This window comes from Krasilnikovia sp. MM14-A1259, assembly GCF_047159535.1.
In the GTDB taxonomy this organism is placed as follows: domain Bacteria; phylum Actinomycetota; class Actinomycetes; order Mycobacteriales; family Micromonosporaceae; genus Actinoplanes.
This window is the reverse complement of the sequence record NZ_BAAGAJ010000002.1, coordinates 3,827,939-3,853,795: the sequence shown is the minus strand read 5'-3', so window position 1 is coordinate 3,853,795 and position 25,857 is coordinate 3,827,939. Positions and strand designations below refer to the sequence as shown.

Annotated in this window: 29 protein-coding genes; 13 read left to right on the top strand and 16 right to left on the bottom strand. The window is 71.7% G+C overall.

Going from position 1 to position 25,857, the window contains the following annotated elements:
- Positions 1–55 precede the first annotated feature (55 nt).
- Positions 56–649, top strand: coding sequence for a DoxX family membrane protein (locus ACMCNK_RS17240; protein ID WP_412737428.1), 594 nt, complete (start codon positions 56–58; stop codon positions 647–649).
- Positions 650–711: 62 nt separating this feature from the next.
- On the opposite strand, the gene ACMCNK_RS17235 is transcribed toward ACMCNK_RS17240, so the two are convergent.
- The 14 genes from ACMCNK_RS17235 to ACMCNK_RS17170 form a co-directional block, all read right to left on the bottom strand.
- Positions 712–1,296, bottom strand: a complete 585-nt coding sequence (locus ACMCNK_RS17235; RefSeq protein ID WP_412737427.1) for a TetR/AcrR family transcriptional regulator — start codon at positions 1,294–1,296, stop codon at positions 712–714.
- Positions 1,293–2,501, bottom strand: coding sequence for an acyl-CoA dehydrogenase family protein (locus tag ACMCNK_RS17230; protein ID WP_412737426.1), 1,209 nt, complete (start codon positions 2,499–2,501; stop codon positions 1,293–1,295). The genes ACMCNK_RS17235 and ACMCNK_RS17230 overlap by 4 nt, the downstream gene beginning before the upstream one ends.
- Positions 2,501–3,505 (bottom strand): phosphotransferase family protein, encoded by a 1,005-nt coding sequence (locus ACMCNK_RS17225; protein ID WP_412737425.1) that lies wholly within the window; start codon positions 3,503–3,505, stop codon positions 2,501–2,503. The genes ACMCNK_RS17230 and ACMCNK_RS17225 overlap by 1 nt, the downstream gene beginning before the upstream one ends.
- A gap of 37 nt (positions 3,506–3,542) precedes the next feature.
- A complete protein-coding gene (locus ACMCNK_RS17220) occupies positions 3,543–4,319 on the bottom strand; it encodes an SDR family oxidoreductase (RefSeq protein WP_412737424.1) in 777 nt (258 codons plus the stop codon).
- Positions 4,316–5,071, bottom strand: coding sequence for an SDR family oxidoreductase (locus ACMCNK_RS17215; protein WP_412737423.1), 756 nt, complete (start codon positions 5,069–5,071; stop codon positions 4,316–4,318). The genes ACMCNK_RS17220 and ACMCNK_RS17215 overlap by 4 nt, the downstream gene beginning before the upstream one ends.
- Positions 5,072–5,287: 216 nt before the next feature.
- On the bottom strand, positions 5,288–5,932 hold the full coding sequence (locus tag ACMCNK_RS17210; RefSeq protein ID WP_412737422.1) for an alpha-ketoglutarate-dependent dioxygenase AlkB: 645 nt from the start codon (positions 5,930–5,932) through the stop codon (positions 5,288–5,290).
- A gap of 44 nt (positions 5,933–5,976) precedes the next feature.
- Positions 5,977–7,203 carry a cytochrome P450 gene (locus tag ACMCNK_RS17205; protein WP_412737421.1) on the bottom strand — a complete coding sequence of 409 codons (1,227 nt, stop codon included), beginning with the start codon at positions 7,201–7,203 and terminating at the stop codon, positions 5,977–5,979.
- A 121-nt stretch (positions 7,204–7,324) separates the two neighbouring features.
- Positions 7,325–8,335, bottom strand: coding sequence for a succinate dehydrogenase/fumarate reductase iron-sulfur subunit (locus tag ACMCNK_RS17200; RefSeq protein WP_412737420.1), 1,011 nt, complete (start codon positions 8,333–8,335; stop codon positions 7,325–7,327).
- Positions 8,335–10,242, bottom strand: coding sequence for a fumarate reductase/succinate dehydrogenase flavoprotein subunit (locus ACMCNK_RS17195; RefSeq protein ID WP_412737419.1), 1,908 nt, complete (start codon positions 10,240–10,242; stop codon positions 8,335–8,337). Before ACMCNK_RS17195 ends, ACMCNK_RS17200 begins: the two co-directional genes overlap by 1 nt.
- Positions 10,243–10,255: 13 nt before the next feature.
- Entirely contained in the window at positions 10,256–11,059 is an 804-nt protein-coding gene (locus ACMCNK_RS17190; RefSeq protein ID WP_412737418.1) for a hypothetical protein, read from the bottom strand.
- A 260-nt stretch (positions 11,060–11,319) separates the two neighbouring features.
- Positions 11,320–12,738 carry a TldD/PmbA family protein gene (locus ACMCNK_RS17185; protein ID WP_412737417.1) on the bottom strand — a complete coding sequence of 473 codons (1,419 nt, stop codon included), beginning with the start codon at positions 12,736–12,738 and terminating at the stop codon, positions 11,320–11,322.
- A complete protein-coding gene (locus tag ACMCNK_RS17180; RefSeq protein ID WP_412737416.1) occupies positions 12,735–14,171 on the bottom strand; it encodes a TldD/PmbA family protein in 1,437 nt (478 codons plus the stop codon). Before ACMCNK_RS17180 ends, ACMCNK_RS17185 begins: the two co-directional genes overlap by 4 nt.
- Positions 14,172–14,242: 71 nt before the next feature.
- Positions 14,243–14,767: a Uma2 family endonuclease gene (locus ACMCNK_RS17175; protein ID WP_412737415.1), complete on the bottom strand. Its 525-nt coding sequence runs from the start codon at positions 14,765–14,767 to the stop codon at positions 14,243–14,245.
- Positions 14,767–16,566 (bottom strand): prolyl oligopeptidase family serine peptidase, encoded by a 1,800-nt coding sequence (locus ACMCNK_RS17170; protein WP_412737414.1) that lies wholly within the window; start codon positions 16,564–16,566, stop codon positions 14,767–14,769. The genes ACMCNK_RS17175 and ACMCNK_RS17170 overlap by 1 nt, the downstream gene beginning before the upstream one ends.
- Positions 16,567–16,677: 111 nt before the next feature.
- Between ACMCNK_RS17170 and mshB the strand changes: the two genes are divergently transcribed.
- From mshB to ACMCNK_RS17155, 3 genes are all read left to right on the top strand, one after another.
- Complete coding sequence (gene mshB, locus ACMCNK_RS17165) at positions 16,678–17,565, top strand: N-acetyl-1-D-myo-inositol-2-amino-2-deoxy-alpha-D-glucopyranoside deacetylase (protein WP_412737413.1); 888 nt, start codon at positions 16,678–16,680, stop codon at positions 17,563–17,565.
- Positions 17,562–17,999, top strand: a complete 438-nt coding sequence (locus tag ACMCNK_RS17160) for a hypothetical protein (RefSeq protein ID WP_412737412.1) — start codon at positions 17,562–17,564, stop codon at positions 17,997–17,999. Before mshB ends, ACMCNK_RS17160 begins: the two co-directional genes overlap by 4 nt.
- A gap of 97 nt (positions 18,000–18,096) precedes the next feature.
- On the top strand, positions 18,097–18,564 hold the full coding sequence (locus ACMCNK_RS17155) for a hypothetical protein (RefSeq protein WP_412737411.1): 468 nt from the start codon (positions 18,097–18,099) through the stop codon (positions 18,562–18,564).
- 7 nt (positions 18,565–18,571) lie between these two features.
- On the opposite strand, the gene ACMCNK_RS17150 is transcribed toward ACMCNK_RS17155, so the two are convergent.
- Positions 18,572–19,534, bottom strand: coding sequence for a GNAT family N-acetyltransferase (locus tag ACMCNK_RS17150; protein WP_412737410.1), 963 nt, complete (start codon positions 19,532–19,534; stop codon positions 18,572–18,574).
- Positions 19,535–19,612: 78 nt separating this feature from the next.
- On the opposite strand from ACMCNK_RS17150, the gene fdxA reads away from it, so the two are divergent.
- The 3 genes from fdxA (at position 19,613) to ACMCNK_RS17135 (ending at position 21,741) form a co-directional block, all read left to right on the top strand.
- Positions 19,613–19,933: a ferredoxin gene (gene fdxA / locus ACMCNK_RS17145; protein ID WP_412737409.1), complete on the top strand. Its 321-nt coding sequence runs from the start codon at positions 19,613–19,615 to the stop codon at positions 19,931–19,933.
- Positions 19,930–21,024: a succinyldiaminopimelate transaminase gene (gene dapC, locus ACMCNK_RS17140; RefSeq protein ID WP_412737408.1), complete on the top strand. Its 1,095-nt coding sequence runs from the start codon at positions 19,930–19,932 to the stop codon at positions 21,022–21,024. Before fdxA ends, dapC begins: the two co-directional genes overlap by 4 nt.
- A 258-nt stretch (positions 21,025–21,282) precedes the next feature.
- On the top strand, positions 21,283–21,741 hold the full coding sequence (locus ACMCNK_RS17135; protein ID WP_412737407.1) for a DUF6232 family protein: 459 nt from the start codon (positions 21,283–21,285) through the stop codon (positions 21,739–21,741).
- 8 nt (positions 21,742–21,749) lie between these two features.
- Here ACMCNK_RS17135 and ACMCNK_RS17130 read toward each other — a convergent pair whose 3' ends face one another.
- A complete protein-coding gene (locus ACMCNK_RS17130; RefSeq protein WP_412737406.1) occupies positions 21,750–22,622 on the bottom strand; it encodes a helix-turn-helix domain-containing protein in 873 nt (290 codons plus the stop codon).
- Positions 22,623–22,997: 375 nt separating this feature from the next.
- On the opposite strand from ACMCNK_RS17130, the gene ACMCNK_RS17125 reads away from it, so the two are divergent.
- From ACMCNK_RS17125 to ACMCNK_RS17100, 6 genes are all read left to right on the top strand, one after another.
- Positions 22,998–23,198 (top strand): DUF397 domain-containing protein, encoded by a 201-nt coding sequence (locus ACMCNK_RS17125; protein WP_412737405.1) that lies wholly within the window; start codon positions 22,998–23,000, stop codon positions 23,196–23,198.
- A 33-nt stretch (positions 23,199–23,231) separates the two neighbouring features.
- Positions 23,232–23,879 carry an SIMPL domain-containing protein gene (locus ACMCNK_RS17120; RefSeq protein WP_412737404.1) on the top strand — a complete coding sequence of 216 codons (648 nt, stop codon included), beginning with the start codon at positions 23,232–23,234 and terminating at the stop codon, positions 23,877–23,879.
- A 371-nt stretch (positions 23,880–24,250) separates the two neighbouring features.
- A complete protein-coding gene (locus ACMCNK_RS17115) occupies positions 24,251–24,580 on the top strand; it encodes a hypothetical protein (protein WP_412737403.1) in 330 nt (109 codons plus the stop codon).
- A 15-nt stretch (positions 24,581–24,595) separates the two neighbouring features.
- Positions 24,596–24,859: a hypothetical protein gene (locus tag ACMCNK_RS17110; RefSeq protein ID WP_412737402.1), complete on the top strand. Its 264-nt coding sequence runs from the start codon at positions 24,596–24,598 to the stop codon at positions 24,857–24,859.
- 124 nt (positions 24,860–24,983) lie between these two features.
- Positions 24,984–25,289 (top strand): hypothetical protein, encoded by a 306-nt coding sequence (locus tag ACMCNK_RS17105; protein ID WP_412737401.1) that lies wholly within the window; start codon positions 24,984–24,986, stop codon positions 25,287–25,289.
- Positions 25,290–25,390: 101 nt separating this feature from the next.
- On the top strand, positions 25,391–25,741 hold the full coding sequence (locus ACMCNK_RS17100; protein WP_412737400.1) for a hypothetical protein: 351 nt from the start codon (positions 25,391–25,393) through the stop codon (positions 25,739–25,741).
- The last annotated feature ends 116 nt before the right edge of the window (positions 25,742–25,857 follow it).

The window sequence follows — 25,857 nt, the reverse complement described above, 5'->3', positions numbered from 1 at the left end:
GCCCCGGCGGGGCGGATGGTGGATCTGTCATACGGTGTATGAGTCGGAGGCAGCGATGACCGTCCACGCAACCACCAAGCGCACTCTGGACCGCCCCCTGGAGCAAGCCGAGATCCCCGGCTCGATGATGACGAAGTTCGCCGCGAAGGCCATCGCGGTCATGCGGATGGCCACCGGTTTCGTCTTCCTCTGGGCGTTCCTCGACAAGATGTTCGGCCTGAACTACTCGACCCCGTCCGCACGTGCCGTGATCAACGGCGGATCCCCGACCAAGGGCTTCCTGTCCTCGGTCGATGTCGGCCCGTTCCAGTCAATGTTCCACTCGATGGCCGGGACCTGGTGGTGCGACTTCCTGTTCATGGCAGGCCTGCTCGGTCTCGGGCTGGGCCTGATCCTGGGCGTCGGCCTGCGGATCGCCGCGGTCGGCGGCACCATCATGATGGCCATGATGTGGCTCGCCGAGTGGCCACTTGCGCAGCACACCGCCGGCGGTGACCCCAGCGGCTCGTCCAACCCGATCGTCGACTACCACGTGATCTACGCGCTCGCGATGATCGTCGCCGCGGCGACGTACGCCGGGCACACGTGGGGCCTCGGGAAGATCTGGGGGCACATCGCCTACGTCCGCAAGCACCACTGGCTGCTCTGATCCGACACCGTCCGAACGCGAGGCCGGCGACCCCCGGGTCGCCGGTCCCGCGCGTACGCGGTTCAGGCGGTGAGCAGCGCGGCAACCGTACGGGAAAGGGCGGCGCGGGACTGCTCGGGGTCCAGCCCCATGGCGTCGCGCCACGTGCCCCAGGTCGGCCACATGCTGACCGCGATCAGAGCGGCCAGCACGTCGGGGCCGCCGTCGCCCGCTGCTTCCAGCTCGGGCGCGAACAGCGTACGCAGCTCGTCGCGGACCCGGTCCACATGCGCGCGACGGTTGCGCTGCAGGGCCGGGGAGAACGGCTCCTTGAGCGACGCGGCCTTTGCCGCGGGCGCGACCTGTTCCAGCAGCCGCGCCCGCTGCCGGCAGTAGGCGTCGATCCGCGCGCGTAGCGGCAGGTCCGCCGGCACCGGCTCGTACGCGGTGTCGCGCTGCTCCAGGACGCGCTGGGCGCTCGCCGCGAACAACGCCTCCATGTCCGCGAAGTGGCTCCACAGCGCCCGCAGCGACACGCCGGCCAGCTTGGCGATGCGGTCCGCGGTGGGGCGTAACTCGCCGCCGAGGATCAATTCGACGTGTGCGTCGACGATCGCGTTGCGGGTGCGTTCGGCGCGGGCCGTGCGCCCGTCGATCCGCTGGGTCATCGCGTGCTCCGGTAGCGGTTCAGCTCCCGGCGGGCCAGGGACCGCTTGTGCACTTCGTCCGGGCCGTCGGCCAGGCGCAGCGTGCGGGCCTGGCTCCACAGCCGCGCCAGCGGGGTGTCCTGGCCGACGCCGGCCGCACCGTACGTCTGGATGGCCTTGTCGATGATCCACTCAGCGGCGACCGGGGCAATAATCTTGATGGCCTGGATCTCGGTGTGCGCACCCTTGTTGCCGACCGTGTCCATCAGCCACGCAGCCTTGAGCACCAGCAGCCGGGCCTGCTCGATCCGGACGCGGGACTCGGCGATCCACTCGCGCACCACGCCCTGGTCGGCCAGCGGCTTGCCGAACGCGGTCCGCTCCAGGGAACGCCGGCACATCAGCTCCAGCGCGCGCTCGGCCATGCCGATCAACCGCATGCAGTGGTGGATGCGGCCCGGGCCCAGCCGCGCCTGGGAGATGGCGAAGCCCGAACCCTCCTCGCCGATCAGGTTGGCGACCGGCACCCGGACCTCGTCGAATTCCACCTCGGCGTGCCCACCGTGGTCGCCGTCGTCGTAGCCGAACACCGTCATGCCGCGCCGCACGGTCACGCCGGGTGTGTCCCGGGGGACCAGCACCATGCTCTGCTGCAGGTGGCGGGCCGCGTCCGGGTCGGTCTTGCCCATCACGATGAAGATCGCGCAGTTCGGGTTCATCGCGCCGGAGATGTAGAACTTGCGGCCCGTGATGACGTACTCGTCGCCGTCGCGGACGATCCGGGTGCCGATGTTCGTCGCGTCCGACGAGGCGACCTGCGGCTCGGTCATCGCGAACGCCGATCGGATCGCACCGTCCAGCAGCGGTCGCAGCCAGCGCTCCTGCTGCGCGGGGCTGCCGAACTCGGCCAGCACCTCCATGTTGCCGGTGTCCGGCGCGGCACAGTTCAGCGCGGCCGGGGCCAGGGCCGGGCTGCGGCCGGTGATCTCGGCGAGTGGTGCGTACTGCAGGTTGGTCAGGCCCGCGCCGTGCGAGCCCGGCAGGAACAGGTTCCACAGGCCGAGACGCTTGGCCTCCGCCTTCAGCGGTTCCAGTACGGCCGGGGGTGCCCAGTCACCGCGGTAGCCCGCCTCGAACTCCGCCTCGGCCGGGTAGACGTGCTCGTCCATGAACGCGAGCAGCCGCTTGCGGTAGTCCTCGGTGGTCTCGTCGTACGCGAAGTCCATCAGTCTCCCTCCAGCGCCTCATGTCCCTGGCGCACCAGCGGCGCGACGAGCGCCCCGACCGTGTCGAAGCCCTCCCCAACGGTCTGCCCCTGCACGTAGCGGTAATGCACCCCCTCCAGGATCACGGCCAGCTTGAACGCCGCGAACGCCACGTACCAGTGCAGGTCGCCGACGTCGCGGCCGGAACGCTTCACGTAGTGCTCGGCCAGCTCGGGAAGACCGGGATGCCCGGGGACGGAGATCGGCGCGCGTGCGCCGTCCGGGCTGGTGAGCAGCGGGCGGCCCGCGTACACCAGCAGCAGGGCCAGGTCGCTCAGCGGGTCGCCCAGCGTGGACATCTCCCAGTCGAGCACCGCGTTGACCTTCAACTCGGGGCCGATCAGGACGTTGTCGAGGCGGTAGTCGCCGTGCACCACCGCGCCGCCGGGCGGCCCCTGCGGCACGTCGACCGCGAGCCGCGCGTGCAGCTCGTCGATGCCCGGCACCTCCCGGCTGCGCGACGCGTCGAGCTGCTTCTTCCAGCGGCGCACCTGACGGTCGTTGAAGCCGTCGGGGCGGCCGAAGTCCGCCAGCCCGATCGCGGCCGGGTCCAGCGCGTGCAGGTCGGCGAGCGTGTCGACCAGGTTCAGGATGAGCCGGCGTACCGCGTCGGGGCCCAGCGCCGCCAGTGCGGCGGCGTCGCGGTGGATCGTGCCGTCGACGTGCTCCATGAGATAGAACGGGGCGCCGATCGGCCCGGGGTCGTCGCACAGCACGACCGGGGCCGGAGCGGGGAAACCGGCCTGGGACAGCGCGGCCAGCACCCGGTGCTCGCGGGCCATGTCGTGCGCGGTGGGCAGGACGTGACCGAGCGGCGGGCGGCGCAGCACCCAGCGGTGCGTACCGTCGGTCACCGCGTACGTGAGGTTGGACCGGCCTCCCGCGAACATCGAGGCCCGCAGCGCCGGGCCGTCCCCCAGGTACGCCCGCAGCCGGTCCAGGTCGAGCCCGGGCGGCCCGCTCATGCTGTGCCCCTTCCGCCCATGCGCTCGTGGCCCTCGCTCATGCGGTGGCCGCCTGGTCGAAGCTGCGCTGGATCTTGTTCATGCCGGCGAGCCAGCGGTCCGGCTCGTCGGCGCGGTGCCGGTAGTAGTCGGCCACCTCGGGGTGGGGCAGCACCAGGAAGCTGTCGCCGCGGACCGCCTCGGCGACCACCGCGGCCACCTCCCCGGGGTCCAGCGCGGTCGCCGTGAGCTGCGCTTTGCTGGCGCTGTCGCCGCCGTCGGTGAGCATGGCGGTGCGCACCCCCTGCGGGCACAGAGCCTGCACCACGATGCCGCGGTGGGCGTACGTCGCGCGCAGCCACTCCGCGAACCCGAGCGCCGCGTGCTTCGTCGCCGAGTACGGGGCGCTGCCCAGCAGGGTGAGCAGCCCGGCCGCGGAGACCGTGACGAGCAGGCGCCCGCCGCCGTTGTCGAGCCAGCGGGGCAGAAGCGCGCGGGACGCGTACACATGGGACATGACGTTGACCTGCCACGCGGTCTGCCAGAGCGCGTCGTCGGCGTCGTGCGAGCCCGTGGGCAGCACCCCGGCGTTGGCGCAGAACAGGTCGCAGCCGCCCAGCTCGGCCCAGGTGGTGTCGACGAGCTGCTGCACGAACGTCTCGTCCGCCGCGTTGCCCGCCACGGCGAGTCCGCCGATCTCGGCGGCGACCGCCTCGGCGGCGGCCTTGTCGAGGTCGTTGACGATGACCCGGGCGCCGTCGGCGGCGAACCGGCGGGCCAACGCCGCCCCGATGCCGCCACCTGCGCCGGTGACGACGACCCGCGCGGCGGTCACTGGACCGCCCCGGTCAGCGTCACGCCGCCGTCGATGACCAGCGTCTGGCCGGTGATCCAGCCCGCGTCGGCGGAGCAGAGGAACGACACCGCTCCCGCGATGTCCTCGGGTACGCCGAGCCGGCGCAGCGGATACGTGGCCGCGACCTGGTCCTCGCGTCCCTCGTAGAGCGCGGTGGCGAACTTGGTCTTCACCACCGCGGGAGCCACCGCGTTGACCCGGACCTTCGGGGCCAGCTCGACCGCGAGCTCCTCGGTGAGGTGGATGAGGGCGGCCTTGGTGACGCCGTAGAAGGCGATGCCGGGGGCGGGTCGCACCCCGGAGACCGAGGAGATGTTGACGATCGAACCCCCGGCGTCGGCGAGGCCGCCGCGCAGGGCCTCCTGCACCCAGCCGAGCGTGCCGAGCACGTTCACGTCGAACATCTTGCGGGCGGCGGCCAGGTCCAAAGTGCCCAGCGGACCGTACGCCGGGTTGATGCCGATGTTGTTGACCAGCTGGGTGATCGGGCCGAACGCGCCGACCGTGGTGTCGACGACCTCCGCCCGGTGGTCGGGGTCGTCGCCGCGGCCCGCGACCGCGATGGCGTGTTCGGGGCCACCCAGGTCCTTGGCGGCCGTCTTCAGTGCGGTCGCGTCGCGACCGGTGATGCACACCCGGGCGCCCTCCGCGACGAAGCGCTGGGCGATGGCGAAGCCGATCCCCCGGCTGGCCCCCGTCACGATGGCGACCTCGCCTGCCAACTGCGTCATGCGCGCTCCTTCGGACATATCTGCACTGTGAGTGCGAACATTACCGGCCAGTACGCCCGCCGCCTACCCTCTCCCGAGCGGCGGTGCCGCCGCAACAGGTGGGACGTGCGCCGCACGACACATGGCCGCACCAGGACCTCGGATCAGTCACCGTGCGCGGCCGCAGCGCCAGCTCGGCCCGGCTCGCCGTTGCCGCCCGGGCCGGCATACCCGAGATCAGGCGACGCCGATGGGCCGGAACTGCACACTCACCCGCGGGCCGACGGCCCGGGCCGTCTTGGGGATCGCATGCTCCCAGGTGCGCTGGCACGAACCGCCCATGACGATGAGATCCCCGTGACCCAGCGGGAAGCGCAGGCTCGGGCCGCCGCCCGCACGGGGACGCAGCATCAGATTGCGCGGCGAGCCGAGCGACACGATGGCCACCATCGTGTCGGCGTGGGCCGACCGGCCAAGCGTGTCACCGTGCCACGCGACGCTGTCGCGCCCGTCGCGGTACAGGCACATGCCGGCGGTCACGAACTCCTCGCCCAGCTCGCCGCGGTAGTGCGCCGACAGTCTGTCGCGGGCCCGGGCGAGCGCCGGGTGCGGCAGTGGCTCGCCGGGCCCGTACCAGCGCAGCAGGCGGGGCACGTCGACCACGCCGTCGTACATCCGGCGGCGCTCGGCCCGCCAGTCCACGTCGGCCAGCAGCGACTCGAAGACGGCGTCCGACCGGTGCACCCACCCCGGCAGCACGTCCACCCACGCCCCGCCGCTCAGCGGGTGCCGGGTGAGCCGGCCCGGCAGCGGCTCCAACGTGACCGCGGCCGGCTCACCCGCGACGAGATCGAGCATCGAAGGCTGATATGCGCTGCTCACCGGCCCACTCTAGGCCCGATTAGTACGCGTGTGCCAACCGCCGGTCACCATCGCACCGGCAGGGCACGCAGACTGTGCAGGAGCATCCCCTCCTTGAACGGCAGCTCCTCGATCGGCACCGCGATCCGCATCCCGGGCAGCCGGGTGAGCAGTCCGTGCAACGCCTCCTGCAGCTCCAGGCGGGCGAGCTGGGCGCCGAGGCAGTGATGGGCACCCGCCCCGAAGCCCAGATGCGCGGTCTGCGGACGGGCCACGTCCAGCCGGTCCGGGTCCGTCATGACCGCCGGGTCCCGGTTGGCCACGCCGCCCGCCGGGAACACCGCCGCTCCGGCCGGGATGCGTACGCCGCTGAGCTCCACCTCCTCGGTCGTGACCCGGGGCAGACCCGCCCCGGCGGCGCCGAGCTGGACGAAGCGCATCAGTTCCTCGACCGCCTGCGGGATCGTCTCGGGCCGGCCACGGATCCGCTCCCGCTGCTCCGGGTACTCGTGCAGGGTCAGCAGGAACATGTTGATCTGGTTCGCGGTCGTCTCGTGGCCCGCGACCAGCAGGGTGTAGCAGAGCCGGACCAGCTCCTGCTCGCTGAGCCGATCCTGCTCGTCGCGGGCCGCGATCAGCGCGGTCATCAGGTCGTCCTGCGGCTTCGCCCGCTTGCTCGCGATCAGCCGGCCGAAGTACTCGCCGAGCTGGTCCAGCGCCGCGTCGATCTCGCCGGGGTCGCGGCTGGTGTCGCTCATGACCGTGTCGGACCAGGCCCGGAACAGGTGCCGGTCGGCCGGCGGCACGCCGAGCAGCTCGCAGATCACCTGGATCGGCAACGGCAGGGAGAAGTTCTCCACCAGGTCGGCGGGCTGCGGCAGGGTGAGCAGGCGGTCGATCAGCTCGTCGACCAGCTTCGTGACCCGCGGGCGCAGCGCCTCCACCCGGCGGGCCGTGAAGGCGCCCGCGACCAGGCGGCGCAGCCGGGTGTGGTCGGGCGGGTCCATGCCCAGGATGGAGTCGGCGGCGGCCTGGCCCAGGCCGATGTCGGGGACGTCCGGGCCGATCGCCGCGGCCCGGCTGAACCGCGGGTCGATGAGGACCTGTCGTACGTCGTCGTAGCGGGTCACCAGCCACCCGGTCTTGCCGTCGGGGAGCTGGATCTGCGCGACCGGGCGGTCCTGCTGCAACTTCGCCAGCTCCGGCGGCGGGTGGAAGATCGAGGGCGGCGGCGGGAACGGGTAGGGGATCGGTGCCTCGGGCGCGTCGGACGGTCCGGCCAACGGGCTCACCTCCGTAGCGTGACGTCAGGTCAACGTATCGAAGTCGAGCGATCGATGGCACCCTCGTGACGGGCCCCGGACATGACGGGAGGCCCGCCGGATACACCGGCGGGCCTCCCGGGTGTCGTGCTCAGTGCGCCTTGTCCGTGGTGGAGCCCGGATCGGCGGCGGGGTGCCGGTACGTGATGTCGGTGCCGCCGAGCGGGAACGTCTGGTCGTCGCCGAACGGGGACGGGCCGCCTGCGTTCGAGGCGATCAGCTCGGAGACGTCGAGGCGGCCGTCCGCCCGCAGCGGCGGGGCCGCGCCGGGCCGAGCGCCCGACCGGGCCAGACCCGCGTCTCCCATGGCGCGGTCGAGTCCGGTGGTGGTCGTACGGCCCGACTCCAACTCGTCCCGGCGGAAGATCTTGCGGCCGAGCCAGACCAGCGGGTCGTAGCGGCGGTCGACGACCCGTTCCTTCATGGGGATGATGCCGTTGTCGGTGATCTTGATGTGCTCGGGACAGACCTCGGTGCAGCACTTGGTGATGTTGCAGTAGCCCAGACCCATGCTGGCCTGCGCGTACTCCTTGCGGTCGGTCTTGGCGTCCAGCGGATGCATGTCCAGCTCGGCGGCGCGGATGAAGAACCGCGGGCCGGAGAACTCGGGCTTGTTCTCCTCGTGGTCGCGCACCACGTGACAGGTGTTCTGGCAGAGGTAGCACTCGATGCACTTGCGGAACTCCTGCGAGCGCTCCACATCGACCTGCTGCATCCGGTAGTCGCCCGGCTTCACCCCGGCCGGCGGGGCGAACGCCGGAGTCTCGCGCGCCTTCTCATAGTTGAACGAGACGTCCGTGACCAGATCCCGGATCACCGGGAACGTACGCAGCGGCGTGATCGTGACGGTCTCGCTCTCCTCGAACGTGTTCATCCGGGTCATGCAGCCGAGTTTCGGCATGCCGTTGATCTCCATTGAGCAGGAGCCGCACTTGCCGGCCTTGCAGTTCCACCGGCAGGCCAGATCCGGGGTCTGGGTGGCCTGCAGACGGTGGATGACGTCGAGGACGACCTCGCCCTCGTTGACCTCGACGTCGTAGTCCTGCATCTCGCCGCCCGAGGCGTCACCGCGCCAGACGCGGAAGTGGCGCTGGGTGCCCATTATTTCGCCTCCTTGGTCAGCGCATCGAAGTCCGCGAGTTCTCCCTCGGTGACGTACTTGGACAGTTCGGCCCGGTCGAAGAGCTGCATCAGCTCGCCGCGCATCGTCGGCAGCGGCTTGCGCTCCAGCGTCACGTCGTTTCCGTCCAGCGCGCAGACCAGGTTCACCTGGCGCCACTTCGGGTCCATCTTCGGGAAGTCCTCGCGGGTGTGCCCGCCGCGCGACTCCTCCCGTTCCAGCGCCGCCTTCGCGGTGCACTCGCTGACCACCAGCATGTTGCGCAGATCCAGCGCCAGGTGCCAGCCAGGGTTGTACCGGCGGCCGCCGCCCGCCCCGACGTTGGCCACCCGCACCTTCAGCTCCTGCAGTCGCTTGAGCGCATCGCTCAGCTCGCCCTCGCGGCGGATGATGCCGACCAGGTCGCCCATCACCACCTGCAGGTCCTGCTGCAACGTGTACGGGTTCTCCCCGCCCTCGCGTTGCAACGGGGCCAGCGCCGCGTCGACCGCCCGCTCCACGTCGGCGGTGGCCACCTTGGGCCGCTTCGCCAGTGAGTCCGCGTACGCCGCGGCGTGCTCGCCCGCCCGCTTGCCGAAAACCAGCAGGTCGGACAGCGAGTTGCCGCCCAGCCGGTTGGAACCGTGCATGCCGCCGGACACCTCACCGGCCGCGAACAGCCCCTCCACGTGGCCGTGCGCCGCCGCCGAGTCCGGGTCGACCTCCACCCCGCCCATCACGTAGTGGCAGGTCGGACCGACCTCCATCGGCTCCTTGGTGATGTCGACGTCGGCCAGTTCCTTGAACTGGTGGTGCATCGAGGGCAGGCGCTTGATGATGGTCTCGGCCGGCATCCGGGTGGACACGTCCAGATAGACGCCGCCGGCCTTGGTGCCGCGGCCCGCCTTCACCTCGCTGTTGATGGCCCGGGCCACCTCGTCGCGGGGCAGCAGCTCCGGCGGGCGGCGGTTGTTGTCCGGGTCGGTGTACCAGCGGTCCGCCTCCTCCTCGGTCTCCGCGTACTGCTTGCGGAAGACGTCGGGGACGTAGTCGAACATGAAGCGCTTGCCGTCGGAGTTGCGCAGGACCCCGCCGTCGCCGCGGACCGACTCGGTGACCAGGATGCCCTTGACCGAGGGCGGCCACACCATGCCGGTCGGGTGGAATTGCAGGAACTCCATATTGATCAACGTCGCGCCGGCGCGCAGTGCCAGCGCGTGGCCGTCCCCGGTGTACTCCCACGAGTTCGACGTGACCTTGTAGCTGCGCCCCACCCCGCCCGTGGCCAGCACCACCGCGGGCGCCTCCAGCAGGATGAACTCGCCGGACTCGCGGTAGTAGCCGAACGCCCCCGCGACATTGCTGCCGTCCAGCATCAGGTCGGTGATCGTGGTCTCGGCGAACACCCGGATGCGGGACTCGTAGCTGCCGGTCTCCCGGTAGTCCTCCTGCTGCAGCGAGACGATCTTCTGCTGCAGCGTGCGGATCAGCTCCAGACCGGTACGGTCGCCGACGTGCGCCAGCCGGGGGTACTCGTGGCCACCGAAGTTGCGCTGCGAGATCTTGCCGTCCTTCGTACGGTCGAACAACGCGCCGTACGTCTCCAGCTCCCAGATCCGCTCCGGGGCCTCCTTGGCGTGCAACTCGGCCATGCGGAAGTTGTTGAGGAACTTGCCGCCGCGCATCGTGTCGCGGAAATGCACCATCCAGTTGTCGTTGCTGTTCACGTTGCCCATGGCTGCCGCCGCGCCGCCCTCGGCCATGACCGTGTGGGCCTTGCCGAACAGTGACTTCGAGATGATTGCGGTCTTCTTGCCGGCCAGCCGGGCCTCGATCGCCGCCCGCAGGCCCGCGCCGCCGGCGCCGATCACGACCACGTCGTAGTGGTGTCGTTCGATTCGGGTTGTCATCTATGGGGGCCCTCTAGTTGATGAACCGCAGGTCGGTGATCCACTCGGCGGCGACCGCCATGACATAGAAGTCGGTCAGCGCGAGTGTGCCCAGCGTGATCCAGGCCAGCCCCATGTGGCGGGTGTTCAGCTTGGACACGAACGTCCAGAAGCCGTACCGCATCGGGTGCTGGGAGAAGTGCTTGAGGCGCCCGCCCACGATGTGCCGGCACGAGTGGCAGGACAACGTGTACGCCCACAGCATCACGACGTTGACGACCAGGATCACGTTGCCCAGCCCGAACCCGAAACCGGAGGGGCTGTGGAACGCCCGGATCGCGTCCCAGGTGTTGATGAGCGAGATGATCCCGGCGGCGTAGAACGCGTACCGGTGGATGTTCTGGAAGATCAGCGGGAACCGGGTCTCACCGGTGTGCCTCTGGTGACCGTCGGGCACCGCGCAGGCCGGGGGCGACATCCAGAAGGCGCGGTAGTACGCCTTGCGGTAGTAGTAGCAGGTGAGCCGGAACAGCAGCAGGAACGGCAGGGTGAACGCCGCATCCGGAATCAGCCAGAAGCTCGGCAGTGGAGTGCCGAACTCCGCCGCATCCCCGCACCGGTCCGTGACGCACGGTGAATAGAACGGGGTCAGATAGTGGTACTGCTCGACGAAGAACCATTTGTGCATGAACACGCGGACGGTCGCGTAGGTGACCCACGCGGTCAGGCCCACGAAGGTGATCAGCGGCGCGAACCACCATCGATCCGTACGCAACGTCTTCGCCGCGATCGCAGCGCGCGCACGCCCCGCATCCGGCCTCGTTGCCGTCGTCGTCATTCAAGGTCTCCCTGAGAGTGCCCTGCATCGCGCGGCCCGCGCCCGATTTGCGGGCGTGTGCGGTTCCTGTGTGTGGCACACGTTACGCCGCGGCTCCGGCGCTTCGTGCGCAAGGGAGTCTTGCGTGTAAACGCGGCGTGAAGCCAGAGCGTGAGCTCGAACACAGGCGCAGTGTGTACAACATCACGTTCAATCCCTCCGGCCCCGCCGGTCCCACTTTCCCCATAGGGGATTATCTCCCTCTTTATCAAATAAAACGGTCAACCTGAGGCATTGCCGGTCAGGTTCCAGGAAGCGAGGTGCAGGGCGGGCGCGCGGTGCCGCACGCCGGACCAACGATCCGGCAGGGGCACGGACTCGGCGCCGATCCCGCGCACCGCCCCCGGGGCGAGCGCCTGCGGGTACGACTGGGTGAACCGCATGTTGCCGACCGCGGCGGTCACCTCGCCGTCCTCCACGAGCCACACGCCGTTACGGGTCAGGCCGGTCACGACCAGGCTCTTCTGGTCCAGCACGCGGGTGTACCAGAGATCCGTGATCAACAGCCCGCGAGCCACCGCCGCGACCAGCGGCCGCGCCGACGGTGCCACGTGGCCGGTCCCCGCGTCGGCCCCGCCCGTGGTGCCCCCCGGCCCGGCCGCGAGACGCAGGTGATGCGCGACCGGCCCCCAGGAACGGGACAACGGCGAGCCGTGGCCGGTCGAGGCCGCGCCCCGGTCCGCACCGGAGCGGCGGTCGTGCGTGACCGCCTCGGTCACCCCGTCGCGGACCAGCACCAGCGCGGCCCGCGGCGTACCCTCCACGTCGAACGGCAGCCCCGGCGCCGGTTCGCCCGCCACTCCCAGCGGCTCGTCCACCAGCGTGATGGCCGGATCGAACTGGCCGGCGCCCAGCTCCGCGAAGGACTCCCGCTGCGCCCACGCCTTGCCGTTGAACCCGAACGTGGCCAGGTTCGTCAGCAGGTCCGCGACCGCCTCCGGCTCCAGCACCACCGCGTACTGGCCCGGCGGCAGCTCGACCGGAGCCGCCGCGGCGCGGGCCTTCGCCGCCGCGCGGGCCCCCAGCGCCGCACCGTCCAGCCCGTCCAGCCGCCCGCTCGCCAGGCGGGCCACCCCGTCCGCGCCGGACAGCCGGGCGATCCCGTCCATGCCGGCGTCCGCGGCCTGCCCCTGCACTGCCTGACCGGCGCTGTTCGCGAACGCGGCCCGGGTGTGGCCGGTCCGGCAGAACCCGGCCGTCTCCAGGCCACCCGCGGCGGCCACGAACTCACGGATCCGCGACGCCCGATCGTCCGGCGTGGCCCGCGCGGTTGCCTCGTCGAACGGGGCCGGCCCGGCGATCGGCGACGGTGCCGCCAGACCCGGCCAGCGCTCGTCCGGCGGGCTGAGCCGGGCCGCCGTGATCGTCCGTTCGACCAGGGCGGCCAGCCCCGCCGCGTCCGTCACCGTCGTGGTACCCAGCGCCGTCCGCCCGTCCAGGTGCAGGCGCAACCGCACCGACGTGGTCGCCTCGGCGACGTTCTGATGGATGGCCGAGTTGGCGAACCGGGTCAGCGCCTGCACGGCGTGCTCCGCCACCACCTCGACGTCGGCGCCCGCACCGGCGGCCCGGCTCGCCAGCTCCACCACGCGGCCCGCCAGCTCCAGCTCCGCGCCGCTGCGTACCGTCTCGGTCGTCATCCGCGCACCCCCACCCGGACGCCGGTGAAGCGGGCCGGGGCGGCCGGATGACCGGTGTGGCCGATCTGGCCCGGCTGGCCCTTGCCGCAGTTGGGCGTGCCCCAGGCCACGATCTCCGACGAGAGCATGTCCATCGACTGCCAGAACCTCGGGCCGATCCCGGTGTACGTGGGGTTGCGCAGCATCCGCCCCCGCTTGCCGTTCTTGATCTCATACCCGATCTCGCAGCCGAACTGGAAGTTCAGCCGCCGGTCGTCGATGGACCAGGACCGGTTGACGTCCATGAACACCCCGTCGTCGGTGGCCGCGATGATCTCGTCCAGTGTGTGAGGGCCCGGCTCCAGCCCCACGTTCGTCATCCGGACCATCGGCAGCCGCGCCCAGCCGTCCGCGCGCACGCTGCCCGCGTAGTCCAGACCCGCGGCGGCCGCCGAATCCCGCCCGGCCAGCACCCCCACCCAGCGCCCCTCCCGGACCGCGTCGCGGGCGACCGCCGGGGTGCCCTCGTCGTCGTAGCCGAAGCTGCCCAGTGCCCCGGGGATCGTCGGGTCGATCGTGATGTTCATCAGCTCGGAGCCGTACCGCAGCGTGCCCAGGTGCTCAAGCTCCAGCCAGGACGTACCCGCGAACGCGGCCTCCCAGCCGAGGATGCGGTCCAGCTCGATGGCGTGCCCCACCGACTCGTGGATCTGCAGGGCCAGCTGCTCGCTGCCCAGCACCAGGGTCGTCTCCTCGGACGGGCACAGCGGCGCGCTCAGCAGCGCCCGCGCCTCCTCGGCCATCCGCGGGGCATGCTCCACCAGCGACAGCTCGTCGACCAGCTCCCAGCCGCGGGTGCCGTACTGGCCGCGGTAGGACGGCCAGGAGCGGCGCTGGATCTCACCGTCGCCGAACGCGCTCGCGCTGACCCCCGCGCCGCACTCGCGCAGATGCTGGTCGATGCGGTGCCCCTCGCTGGAGACGAACCACTTGCGGGTGTCCCACACCTGGCAGATCCCCTCGGCCAGGTCGGCGCCCGCATCCCGGGCCGCGGCCGTGGCGGCCACCAGCAGGTCACCCTTCACCGACAACGGCACCCCCAGCGGGTCCACCTCGCACGGACTGGCCCAGCTCGCGGTGGTCGCGGCGGCCGGGACCAGCTCGCCCGCGGCGCCGGGCACCGAGGCGGCCGCCTGGGCGAGCTGCGCCGCCTGCCGCCCGGCCGCCCGCGCCGCGGCGGCGGACAACTCCGGCACCGCGTAGAAACCCCAGCCGGAGCTGGTCAGCGCGCGCACCCCCAGACCCGCGCTCTCGTCCGAACTCAGCTCCTCGATGTCACCGTCGCGGGCGGACACCGACTCGGTGCGGCGCAGCATCACCCGCGCGTCGGCGTAGCGGGCCCCGGCGTCGAGCGCGGCCTGCACCGCCGCCGACGCCTCGTCAAAGTGGCTCATGACGCGACCCTAGGCGACCGGTCCGACACTCCGCGCGTCAACCGCGCGGTCATGCAGGCGGCAGCAGATCCTTAGCGGCCGAACTCGACGCCGGTCACTCCGCCGAGGTGCATCACGTTGTCCTGGACGTACACGCCCTCCTTGAGCACGTAGCTGTACAGGCCGTTGAACTCCTGCTCGGCCAGCAGATACCACGGGATGCCCGCGGCCGCGTAGCAGTACATCTTCATGGCCCGGTCCACGGCCGCGCTGCCCGGCGACACCACCTCGCACACCAGCCGTACCGCGGCCGCCTCGATGAACGGCGCGTCCAGGTTGATCGGGCCGGTGACCACCAGGTCCGGCACGGCGATCCGGCCGGGATCCAGGCGTACGGCGACACTGGACAGGATGTTCATGTCGGCCCGCCCGGCGCGCAGCGCCACCGCCAGGGCGCCCACGATGAGCTGGTGCCGCGGCGTCTCCCGGGGGCAGGAGTGCAGGCTGCCGTCCCACAGCTCGACCCGTGCGCCGGTCGGCCCGAGCGCGAAGTAGTCCCCCTCGCTGAGGGGCAGGCCGGTCGTGGGCAGGACGCTGTCCGAAAGCAGGATCGTCATCAGCGCTCCAGGCGGTCGGTGTAGTGGCGTATGAAGTCGAGTTCCCGCGCCAGGTCGGCGGCGCGGTCGAGCACCAGCAGCGCCTCCGTGCCCGGGTCGGCGGGCAGGCTGTGGTGGGCGTACACGTCGGGGGAGTCGGCCTGGCGGCCCAGGTACCGCTCGGCCAGGGCGGTGGGCAGGCGGGCGAAGTCCGTGACCGGGTCGCGGGCCACGGCACACCGAAACAGGTCGTGGCGGCGGGTCACCGCGAGCGCGGCCAGCCAGCCGCCGAGCCCGGTCCCGCGTACGGCGACCCGGGTCAGCTCCAGGTCGGGGTGCTTGCCGGTGAGCGCGTGCAACGCGTCCGCCTGGTCGGCGAGCGCCACGTCGGCGAGCCGCCGGTGCACCACCTTCTCGAAGCTGGGCGCCACTCCGGGCGTACCCCGGGAGTCGACGCTGACCACCGCGAAGCCGGCGGCGGCCCACCACCGGCGCTGCTGCCAGGCGTCGTCGTCCATGACGATCTGCTGGTGCCCCGGGCCGAGCCCGAGCTCGACGAGCACCGCGAGCCGGTTGCCGCTGACGTGGCCGGGCGGGTAGAGCACCGCGCTGGGCAGCCGGCGGTCGGTGACCCGGGCCAGTGCCGGTTGCGGCAGGTGCGGCCGTGCCGGCGCCGCGGACGCGAGGGTGCCCACGACCGCGTCGGCGCGCCGGATCGTCCACGTCGGCGGCCCGGTGAGCGACGACGACGCCAGCACGACCACGTCGCCGCCGACCTCGGCGCGGTGCCAGCCGGGCTCGGTGGTCAGCCGCCGGGCGTCCGCGCCGCCGCCGACCATCGCGGTACGGATCGCGAAGACGTGCTGTTCGGCGGGCTCGTCGTCGGTGCCCTCCACGATCAGGTCCGGTCCCGCCGCGGGAGCGCCGGTGCGCGGCAGCACCCCCACCACCCGGCGGACATACAGCCCGGGCGGGGTGAGCAGGCTGCCGTCGGCGAACAGGCACCGCGCGTCGAATCCGTCGTGGGCGAGTTCCCCGCCGACCAGCACCCGCCCGTCGGGCAGGTGCCGCGGGGTGCCCGCCACCGGCTCGACCCACCGGGCGTCGGCCAGCTCCGCGTGCACCTGGGTCTCCCCGGTACGCGGGTCGATGGACAGCACGAGCCCGTGCTGCTGGGTCCGGCGCAGCACCGTGATGAGCGGGCCGCCGCCGTCGCCCCAGTGCACGTCGACCAGGTAGGGGTACGTCTCCCGGTCCCAGTGCACGTCGACCCAGCCGCCGTACAGGTCGAGCAGGTGCAGGCTGACCGCCCCGGCCGTGCGTACCGCGAGGATCTGGCCGCCGCCGGGCGCCCACCACCACCCCCGGGTACGGCCGAACTGGGCGCCCGCGTCGTCCACCCGTCCCCAGCGCACCCCGGGCTCGCCCGCGAGCAGCTCGTCGGTGCCGCCCGGTGCGGCCACCCGGAGTGTGTCCCCGTCGAGGTAGCCGATGTGGGTGCCGAGCGGGTCCGGGTGCGGGTCGTCGGCCCGTGCGGGGGTGTCGATGACGGTCAGCTCGCCGGTGACCAGGTCCGCGCGGTGCAGCCGGCCGTCGGCCGTGAACGCGGCCGTGCGGGCGAGCGCGTCCACCCCGTACGCGTGGACCTCGCCGGCGGCGATGCGCCGGTCCGCTCCGGTCGAGACGGTGTGCACCCACAGCGCACCGGAGCGCAGGAACACCACGCGGGCGCCGTCCGCGCCGACCGTCACGACGTACGGCGCGTCGGCCGGCCGGCCGGCCCGGTCCGTGAGCGTGGGAACCTCCACGACCACCAGCATCGCTGATCCGGCACCCCTCGTGCGCCCCAAACCGCATGACCCGCGCCGAACCGGGGCGCCGCGCGCACGCGTGACCCGGGCCGACGCGGCGCCGCGCGTAAAGTTGCCGCCGTGACCGAGCCACTACCGTCCCGCCGCCTGCTGCTGGTGCACGCCCACCCCGACGACGAGGTCATCGGGACCGGCGCCACGATGGCCCACTACGCCGCCGAGGGGGCCCGGGTCACGCTGGTGACGTGCACGCTGGGCGAGGAGGGCGAGATCCACGTGCCGGAGCTGACGGGGCTGGCGGCGGGCCAGGCCGATCAGCTCGGCGGCTACCGCATCGGGGAGCTGCGCAGGGCGTGCTCGGCGCTGGGGGTGACCGACCACCGGTTTCTCGGCGGCGCGGGGCGCTACCGGGACTCGGGGATGATGGGGCTGGCCACCAACGAGCATCCCCGGGCGTTCTGGCAGGCCGATCTCGACGAGGCCGCGGGCCTGCTGGTGGAGGTCATGCGGGAGGTCCGCCCGCAGGTGCTGATCACGTACGACCCGAACGGCTTCTACGGGCACCCGGACCACATCCAGGCGCACCGGGTGGCGATGCGCGCGGCCGAGCTGGCCGACGCCGAGGGCTGCGGGCCGCAGAAGATCTACTGGACCGCGATGCCGGTGAGCGTGCTGACCGAGGGGATGGCGGCGTTCCGCGAGGCGGCGAACAACCCGTTCGCGGACATCGAGCGGGTCGAGGACCTGCCGTTCGGTACGCCGGACGACGAGATCGCGGCCCGGGTGGACGGCACGGACCGGTACGAGCAGAAGATGGCCGCGATGCGCGCCCACGCCACCCAGATCCCGGACCACTCGTGGCTCTACAACATCGCGGGTGACTTCGGCGGCGAGTTCATGGGCGTCGAGTACTTCACGCTGGCCAAGGGCGAGCGGGGGCTCGTCGGTGGCCCGCACAAGTGGGAGAGCGACCTGTTCAGCAACGTTCCGGGCGCCGAGTCCCGATGACGGTCCAGGAGGCCGCGGTGGCCGAGCCGGTCCCGCCCCAGCAGCCGCCTCAGCGGCGCGTGCTGGAGACCGTGCTGCGTACCGCCGGTGTGCTGATCTCGGTGGTCGCGGCGCTGCTCACCGGCTTGCTGGAGTTGTTCCTGACCCCGCTGCGGGTCGGTGGCGTACCGGTGGGGGCGGCGGTGCCGGTCGCGGTCGCCGCGAACCTGGTGCTGGCCTGGTTCGCGGTCACGACCGTGGGGCGGCGCTGGGCGCTGGCGCCGCCGTGGGTGGTCTGGACGCTGCTGATGCTGTTCGCCACGGGCTACCGCCGCGCCGAGGGCGACCACCTGGTGGATCCCCAGAACTGGGTGGCCCTGGTGACGGTGCTGGCGGGCAGCCTGGCGTTCGCGGTGTACGCGTACCGGATGATCCTGCGCCGACTGCCCCGGTGAGGGCGGTATCCACAGCGTCCCCGGGGCGCTACGATGCGCAGCCACGGCCGGTGTGTGCGGCGCCGGTGCGGTGGCACGTCCCCCGGGGAGGGCAACGATGAGGCAGCAGCGATGGTTTCCGATCGCGGTCCTGGCGCTGAGCCTGTTCGCGGTCAACGTGGTGGCCCGCCTGGTGATCCGGATCGGCTTCCACGGCAACGAAACCGCCGAGAGCCGGGTCTCGGTCGTCATGTTCGCGGTCATCGGCGTGGTGCTGGCCACGCTCGCGTTCGTGTGGTGCCAGCGGGTGCCGGTCGGCCGGTGGCTGCCCGACCTCGCGGGCGGCGCGGTGGGCGGCATGCTGCTGACGATCCTGGTCGGACCGTTCGTGAGCGGCGACAACCCGTTCTCCGAGGGTGCCGGGAACTTCTTCTCCCAGGTGTGGCTGTACGGCGGCTTCGCGATCGGCGGCACGGTGCTCGGGTACTGGATCGCGACCGCGCTCGGCCGGGACTACCGCTCGAAGGCGCTGCGCGCGTACGCCGAGAAGCGCAACACCCGGCCGCGCCGCGTCGTCGGCCGCTGACCCGGACTCAGTCCGGGGCTTCCCGGGTCAGATACGTGTGGTGGGTGTCGAAGCCGAGCCGGTGGTACAACGCGACCGCGTTCGTGTTGCGCTCCTCCACCTGCAGGTAGGCGCGGGCGGCGCCGCGCTGTGCCGCCCACCCGGCCATGGCCCGCACGACGTGCTGGGCCAGGCCCTGCCGCCGCGCCTGCGGCGCGACCTGCAGCAGCCCGATGCCGTGCCACGGCTGGGGTCCGGTCACCGTCCCCCGGGCCACCGCGAGCAGGTCGCCGTCCGCGTCGCGGACGTGCGCGTAGACCGTCTCGGGTACGCCCGTGAGCACCCGCACCGCAGCATCGGGCAGGGTGCCCTTGTGCTCGGCCACCATGGCGAACCACTCGTCGGTCGGGCTGTCGGCCAGCTCGACGGGCGGCAGGTCGGGCCGCTCGGAGGCGGTGGCGAACACTCGGGCGAGCGGGGCGGTCTGCACGAGGGTGAGCGGGCGGGAGGTCCAGCCGCGGGCGTCGAGGGCGGCGTTGACCGGCGCGGCGAGCGGCATCGGGGCGTTGATCAGGGCCTGCTGGCCGTGCCGGGCGTACCAGTCGACGACCGCGTCGATCGCGGCGTCGAGCGGGCGGTCGGGGTCGCCCACGGTGAGGGCGGAGTTCGCGCGGCCGGTCCAGTTCTGCGCGGCGCGCAGCACCCACTGGCCGAGCCGGGCCTGGACGGGGGCGGGCCAGCCGTCGTTCGAGGCGAGTTCCAGGGCGATGACGTCGGTGGCGCGGGGGCGGCGGGTGGCCGGTACGCGCTTGGCGCGGTGGACCTCCTGCAGTGGCACCCGGAGCGGGCCGTTCGCGGTGGCGAGCGTGAGATCCGTCTCGGTGAGGTCCACGAGTTCCCCGAGCGCGTCCGTGAAAAGTGGGCGATCCTCAGAAATGCCCACAATTCGGCGGACCACGACTCGGTGTCCCACATCCTGCTGCCGGAGCACCTGCGACCACCTCCGGCGGAGATACTAGGCTCTGAACCGCCGTGGTCTGGTGCGGCGAGTCTTTGGAGGGAAAGGCCCGTGACCTACATCATCGCCGAGCCCTGCGTCGATGTGCTCGACAAGGCATGTATCGAGGAGTGCCCGGTCGACTGCATCTACGAGGGCAACCGGATGCTCTACATCCACCCCGATGAGTGTGTGGACTGCGGGGCCTGTGAGCCGGTCTGCCCGGTGGAGGCGATCTTCTACGAGGACGACGTCCCCGAGCAGTGGAAGGACTACACGAACGCGAACTACGAGTTCTTCGAGGAGCTGGGCTCGCCCGGCGGCGCCTCGAAGATCGGCAAGGTCGACAAGGACGCCACGTTCGTGGCCGCCCAGCCCCCGCGCGGGGAGTGACCACGCTCTCGTCGGCGCTGCCTGACTTCCCCTGGGATCTGCTGGAGCCTGCCAAGGCGCTGGCGGCGGCTCATCCGGGCGGGATCGTCGACCTGTCCGTCGGCACCCCGGTCGACCCGGTGCCGCCGCTGGTCCAGGCCGCGCTGACGGCCAACGCGGACCTGCCCGGCTACCCGCTGACGGCGGGCACCCCGGCGCTGCGCGCTGCCATCGCCGCCTGGACGGCGGCGGTGTGCGGCGCCTCCGGCGAGCTCGGGGTCCTGCCGACCATCGGCTCGAAGGAGCTGGTGGCCTGGCTGCCGACGCTGCTCGGCGTCCGCCCCGGCGACACGGTGGTGATTCCGTCGGTCTGCTACCCCACGTACGAGGTGGGCGTGCGGCTGGCGGGCGCCACCGCGGTGCGTACGGACTCGCTGACCGCGCTCGGCCCCGACCCCCGGGTGCGGCTGGTGTGGATCAACTCCCCGTCCAACCCGACCGGCCGCGTGTTGCCCGCCGCCCACCTGCGCAAAGTGGTGGCGTGGGCCCGCGAGCGCGGCGCGGTCGTGGTCAGCGACGAGTGCTACGTGTCGCTGGGGTGGGACGCCGTCCCGGTCTCGGTGCTGTCGGACGAGGTCTGCGGCGGCGACTACACCGGCGTGCTGTCGGTGCACTCCCTGTCCAAGCGGTCCAACCTGGCCGGATACCGCGCCGGGTTCGTTGCCGGTGACCCCGCCCTGGTCGCCGAGCTGCTGGCGGTGCGCAAGCACGCCGGCATGATCGTGCCCGGTCCGGTGCAGGCCGCGATGGTCGCCGCGCTCGGGGACGAGTCGCACGTGGCTGAGCAGCGCGCCCGGTACGGCGCCCGCCGCGAGCGGCTGCGCGCCGCCCTGACCGGCGCCGGGTTCGAGATCACTCATTCCGAGGCCGGGCTGTACCTGTGGGCCTCGCGGGGCGAGGACTGCTGGAAGACGGTCGACTGGCTCGCCCGCCGGGGCATCCTCGCCGCCCCGGGCGAGTTCTACGGCCCGGCCGCGGGCCAGCACGTCCGGGTCGCCTTGACCGCCACGGACGAGCGCGTCGCCGCCGCCGTGCAGCGCCTCGCCGACTGAGGTCCGTCGCCGACCGACTGACGTCCGCCGGCTGAGGCGCCTCGCCGGCTGAGCCGCACAGCGACCTGCCCGGCCGCTCGCCGGGAACCCTGCCCGTCCCTTCTTTGGACGAGCGCCCACATCGGACGGGCTTCCACACTGAGATCATCTGCAATCGGCAGATTGCATTTCGCACATGGTGCTTTGTATGCAGCCGTATGCGTCCTGCGTGTTGCAGGTGAATTATCGTTAAGGAGGCTTGGAGAAGGGGGGTCACCCATGTTGATCGGGCCGGAGGCAGGCCGCGGCGGCGGGCGCCGACCGCAGCGGGTGGTCTATCACGCGAGCGAGAAGATCGTCGTCACCAGCGAGTTCGTGCAGGCCGGCGGGTGCCGTGTCCCCGTCGCCGATCTCCAGGGCACGGTCCGCTGCCTCACGAGCCGATACCCGCTGTTCCGGATCGCCTGCCTCGGCGGCGGGGTCGAGGTCATGCTGGCCGTGCCGTTCGCCGTCGCGTACGGATCAGCCTGGATGTTGCTCGCCGGAGTGGTCTCCGGCCTGGTGATGGCGGCCGGGGCCGGCGTGGACGCGCACCGCAATCCACGGTGGATGACCATCGAGGCAGAGTGCCGCGGGCGGCGCATCCGGTTGCTGGGCACGACGGACAAGAAGGAGTTCACGCACGTCCGGCTGGCCCTGATCCGGGCGCTGGAGCAGCACCGTGACCGGGTCTGGTGACGGGCGGATCAGGTGCCCAGCGAGTCGCGGATCTCGTGGACGGCCCGGACCGCCGCGTCGCCGGTCAGACTGTCCATCTCCAGGATCTTCATGGTCTCCCGGTAGTGGGCGGTGACCTCCGGGGTCTGCACCAGCCAGTCGCTGGCGGCGGACTCCACGAACAGCACGTCCGGATCACCGGACCCGGCGAACTCCAGCAGCTCGAACGTGCCGCCCAGGCCCGGGTGACCGGCCAGGCTCAACGGCACCACGATGAGCGTGATCGCCGACATCCTGCCCATCTCCAGCAGGTGGTCGAGCTGGTGGCGCATCACGGTGGGGCCGCCGACCGGGCGGCGCAGCACCGCCTCGTCGAGCGCGGCGATGACCTCCGGTGCGTCCGGGCTCTGCATGCGTTGTTGCATGTTGCGTTGCCGCTCCATGCGGATCTCGATGCGCGCGAGCACGTCGGCGTCGTCGGGGCTGCGGTGGATGACCTTCGCCGTGCTGTTCTTGGCGTAGTCCTCCGTCTGCAGCAGACCGGGGATCAGCGTCGCGTGGTACATGCTGATCCGCGAGGCCTCGGCCTCGTACGCGACGAACTGCTGGTACTCCCTGGTGAGCTTGTGGCTGCTCCACCACTGTCGGGACCGGGAGGTCGCGGCGAGGCTCATGAGCGCGGTCACTTCCTTCTTGTCCCGGATGCCATAGTGCTCCAGGAGTGCTCGCACCTCGACGGGCGAGATGGTCACCGCGCCGGTCTCGATGCGGTTGAGCTTGGACAGCGACCAATACATCTCCCTGGCCACAGTATCGGCGGCCAGGCCGCGTTCCTCGCGAATGGCGCGCAGACGAACCCGCAGCCGTTGGCGGGCCACGGCCGGCCCCACCTGCCCTGTCATGAATGACCCCCGCAGCGTCGGCGCTGTGCACGGTCGTGAGGAGCCGGCGCCGACGCCCCCGACCTCCGCCACCTCCCGCGGGCAGACCGAAGAAGAGACGGGAGCACAAGCCTATCTGCAATCGGCTGTCTGCGCGTAGCCATCGCCGGAACCTACTACAAGATCGCATGTTCCCGCCCGCGGCGCACTCCACGCTGTGGTGACAAGCTCACGCTCGGGCACCTTTCGGCCGCAGCCGGCACCGCCACGCTCCGGTACATTGAGTCCCACATCGACACGGCTGATCCAGCATGGGCCGCATGCGGCTCGCATGACCTGCCGCAGCCGATCCGACAGCGCCGTCGACGACTGCTCAAACTCCACTCAGGGGGAACGATGGTCGATCGCGACGAACTGCCGACGTGGCGCAAGAGCAGACGCAGCTCCGCCGGTGCGTGCGTGGAGATCATGCGCGGCGCCGAGTTGATCCTCATGCGGCATTCCAAGGACCCCGACGGTACGGTGCTGGCGTTCGAGCGCGCCACGTGGGCCGCGTTCCTGCTCGCGGTCAAGGCGGGCGAGTTCGACCTGGCATAGTGCGTGACTCCCCGCGCCGGTAGCGTCGGCGGCATGGCCGAGCAACCCACGGTGGTGGTCCGCGGCGAGGCGAGCCGGGAGGTGCCGCCCGAGCAGGCGGTCTTCTCCGTGACGGTGTCCGCACGGGACAAGGATCAAGCGACCACGCTGGCCCGGCTCACCGAGCGGGCCGCCGGGCTGCGCCAGGCGCTGGACGGGTTCCCGGAGGCGATCGAGCAGCGGGTGACCAGCGGCCTCGTCGTCTATCCGGAGCTGCGCCGCTCGGGGGAGCGGGTGTCGGCGTACTCCGGAAGCGTCACGACGACCGTGACCGTCACCGACTTCACTGTGCTCGGTGAGCTGCTGATGCGGCTGGCCCGCCGGGAGCAGACCGCGGTCTCCGGCCCGTGGTGGCGGCTGCGCCCTGGCAGCACCGCGGGCGCGGAGGTACGCCGCCTGGCGGTGGCGGACGCTCTCGCCCGGGCCGCCGAGTACGCGGACGCGGTCGGCGCGCGGGTGGACCGGCTCGTCGAGCTCGCCGACGAGGGCGCCGGCAGCGCACAGCCGGCGATGCGTATGGTGGCGTTCAGTGCGCCCGGAGGCGGCGGCGCGGAGCACTTGGAGCTCGACCCGCAGCCGCAGACCGTGGCGGCGAGCGTGGTCGTCCGGGTGGCCATCACGGAGCCCGCGAAGCTCGGCTGACCAGCCCCGTAGGCCTGGTCGGCGGGCTATCATTCATTCCGGCGCACCACCTGCCCACGCTCTGTTACCGGCGGCCACGGCCGCCGACGGTGCGCCGCCAGCGCGACGGGTCTCTCTTCGAGGGGCCCGTTTTCGCGTCTCCGGAGGCGGGCGCATCGCACATTCGGGGCGGGATTGTCATCGGCGACACTCCGGACGACCAGGCGAAGTATGCGCCAATTCGGTCACTATGGTGCTTTTGCCGGGATAACTACGCTTGCCTGGTGGGCGGCCCCACGCCACCAACGATCGCGCGGCCTCGGCGACGCGCCTCGACGACCTCACGGGCGTCCGTTGATCCGCCAGCTTCGACCGGAGGGAATCGGCTCGGCATGACCGCGTCCGGCAACGACCTCGTCCAGATTGGGCTCGCGTTCGCCTTGATCCTCGCGAGTGGGTACCTCGTGGGCCGCATCCATCAGTGGTATCGGACCGGCCTGCAGCGCGATGGCGCGTACCGCGAGGGATACGACCACGCGTCTCGGTCCATGTTCGACATGGCGGTTCGCTCGCGCGTGCGGCAACCGGCCGGGACTCCGCCGGTGCGCGCCACCGCCTTCCCGGCGGTACGGCACTCCCGCCCGGTCGGCCTGGGCCGCCGCCGGATCGTGGCACACCGGCCCTCTGTCCCGGACCGGCGGCGGCGCCGCCCCGCGGTCTGAGGAAGGTTGGAGATCATGACCCCAGCAGGCAGCTCGGCACTCCAGGTGGCGCTTGCGGTCGCGTTCGTCATCTTGACCGCGTACGCCGCGGGACGCGTGCACCAGTGGCACCGGCAGGGCTTCGAGCGCGAAGTGGCGTACCGGCAGGGCTACGACCAGGCCTCGCACACGCTGTTCCACCTGGCCACCCGTGCCCTTCCGGCGGCTGCTTCCGAGTCGGCCGCCGCCGAGCCGGAGGGTGACCCGCTCGCGCGGTACGGCTGGGCACCGGCCTCCTGAAAGCGATCCGGGGCCGTTCGGCCGATCCTCGGATGATCAGCCATTGATCCGCCGACCGAGGGTTCTGCACAACGGCTGGTTAAGCCGATGGGTTGTCATTTCTGCAATCACTACGATCGTGAACATGACACCGATCGTGCTTCAGGTAGCGCTCTCCGTGGTTCTCGTCATCTTGACCGCGTACGCCGCGGGACGGGTCCACGAGTGGTACCGGCACAGTCGCGAGCGGGAAGCCGCCTATCGCGACGGGTACGACGAGGCGTCACATTCCCTGTTCCGCCTGGCCACCCGCACCGGATCCTCCGGTGGCGCCGCACAGAACCGCGCCCGGGAGGCGGACGTCGTCCCCCTCGACGCCGCCCGTCCGGCCCGCGGCGGCGACGAACGGGAGGCCACCACGTACCGGCTACGACCAATCGGCACGCTCTGAACTGCGGTTTCTCACCGCTCGCCGCTCCCGAGCGCGGCCGGGACCCGCCGGGGGAGCTGGACGGTCGCTCCACCGTCCCGACCCAGGAAAGAACGACCAGCATGACCGCACCCGGCAACAATGCCATTCTCATCGTGCTCGCCCTCGCATTTGTCATCGCCAGCGGATACGCTTCCGGGCGCATTCACCAGTGGTACAAGAATGGTCTCGAAAGGGATCAGGCATATCGCGAGGGATACGACCACGCATCGCATTCATTGTTCGATATGGCAATGCGGAACCGATCGGGCAGGCAACGCCCGGCCCAGTCGGCGACGAAAGCGTCAGGAAAGGCCGTCGTGCAGCTCGCGGAAACGGGCCGCACGCGCGCGGTCGGCTCCGGTCGTCGGCGCATTCCGTCGTCCGGGCCGAACCACCCGGCCGAACATCGGGGGCGTCATTCGGCCGCCTGAGCGGACGGTTCCGCAACACGGCGCAGAGCACCGGGTTTCCCACCCGGTGCTCAGCCGCTGCCGGGAAGCCACCGGGGGCTGCCGCCGGGACGACCGGGCCTGCCGGGAAGCCGCCG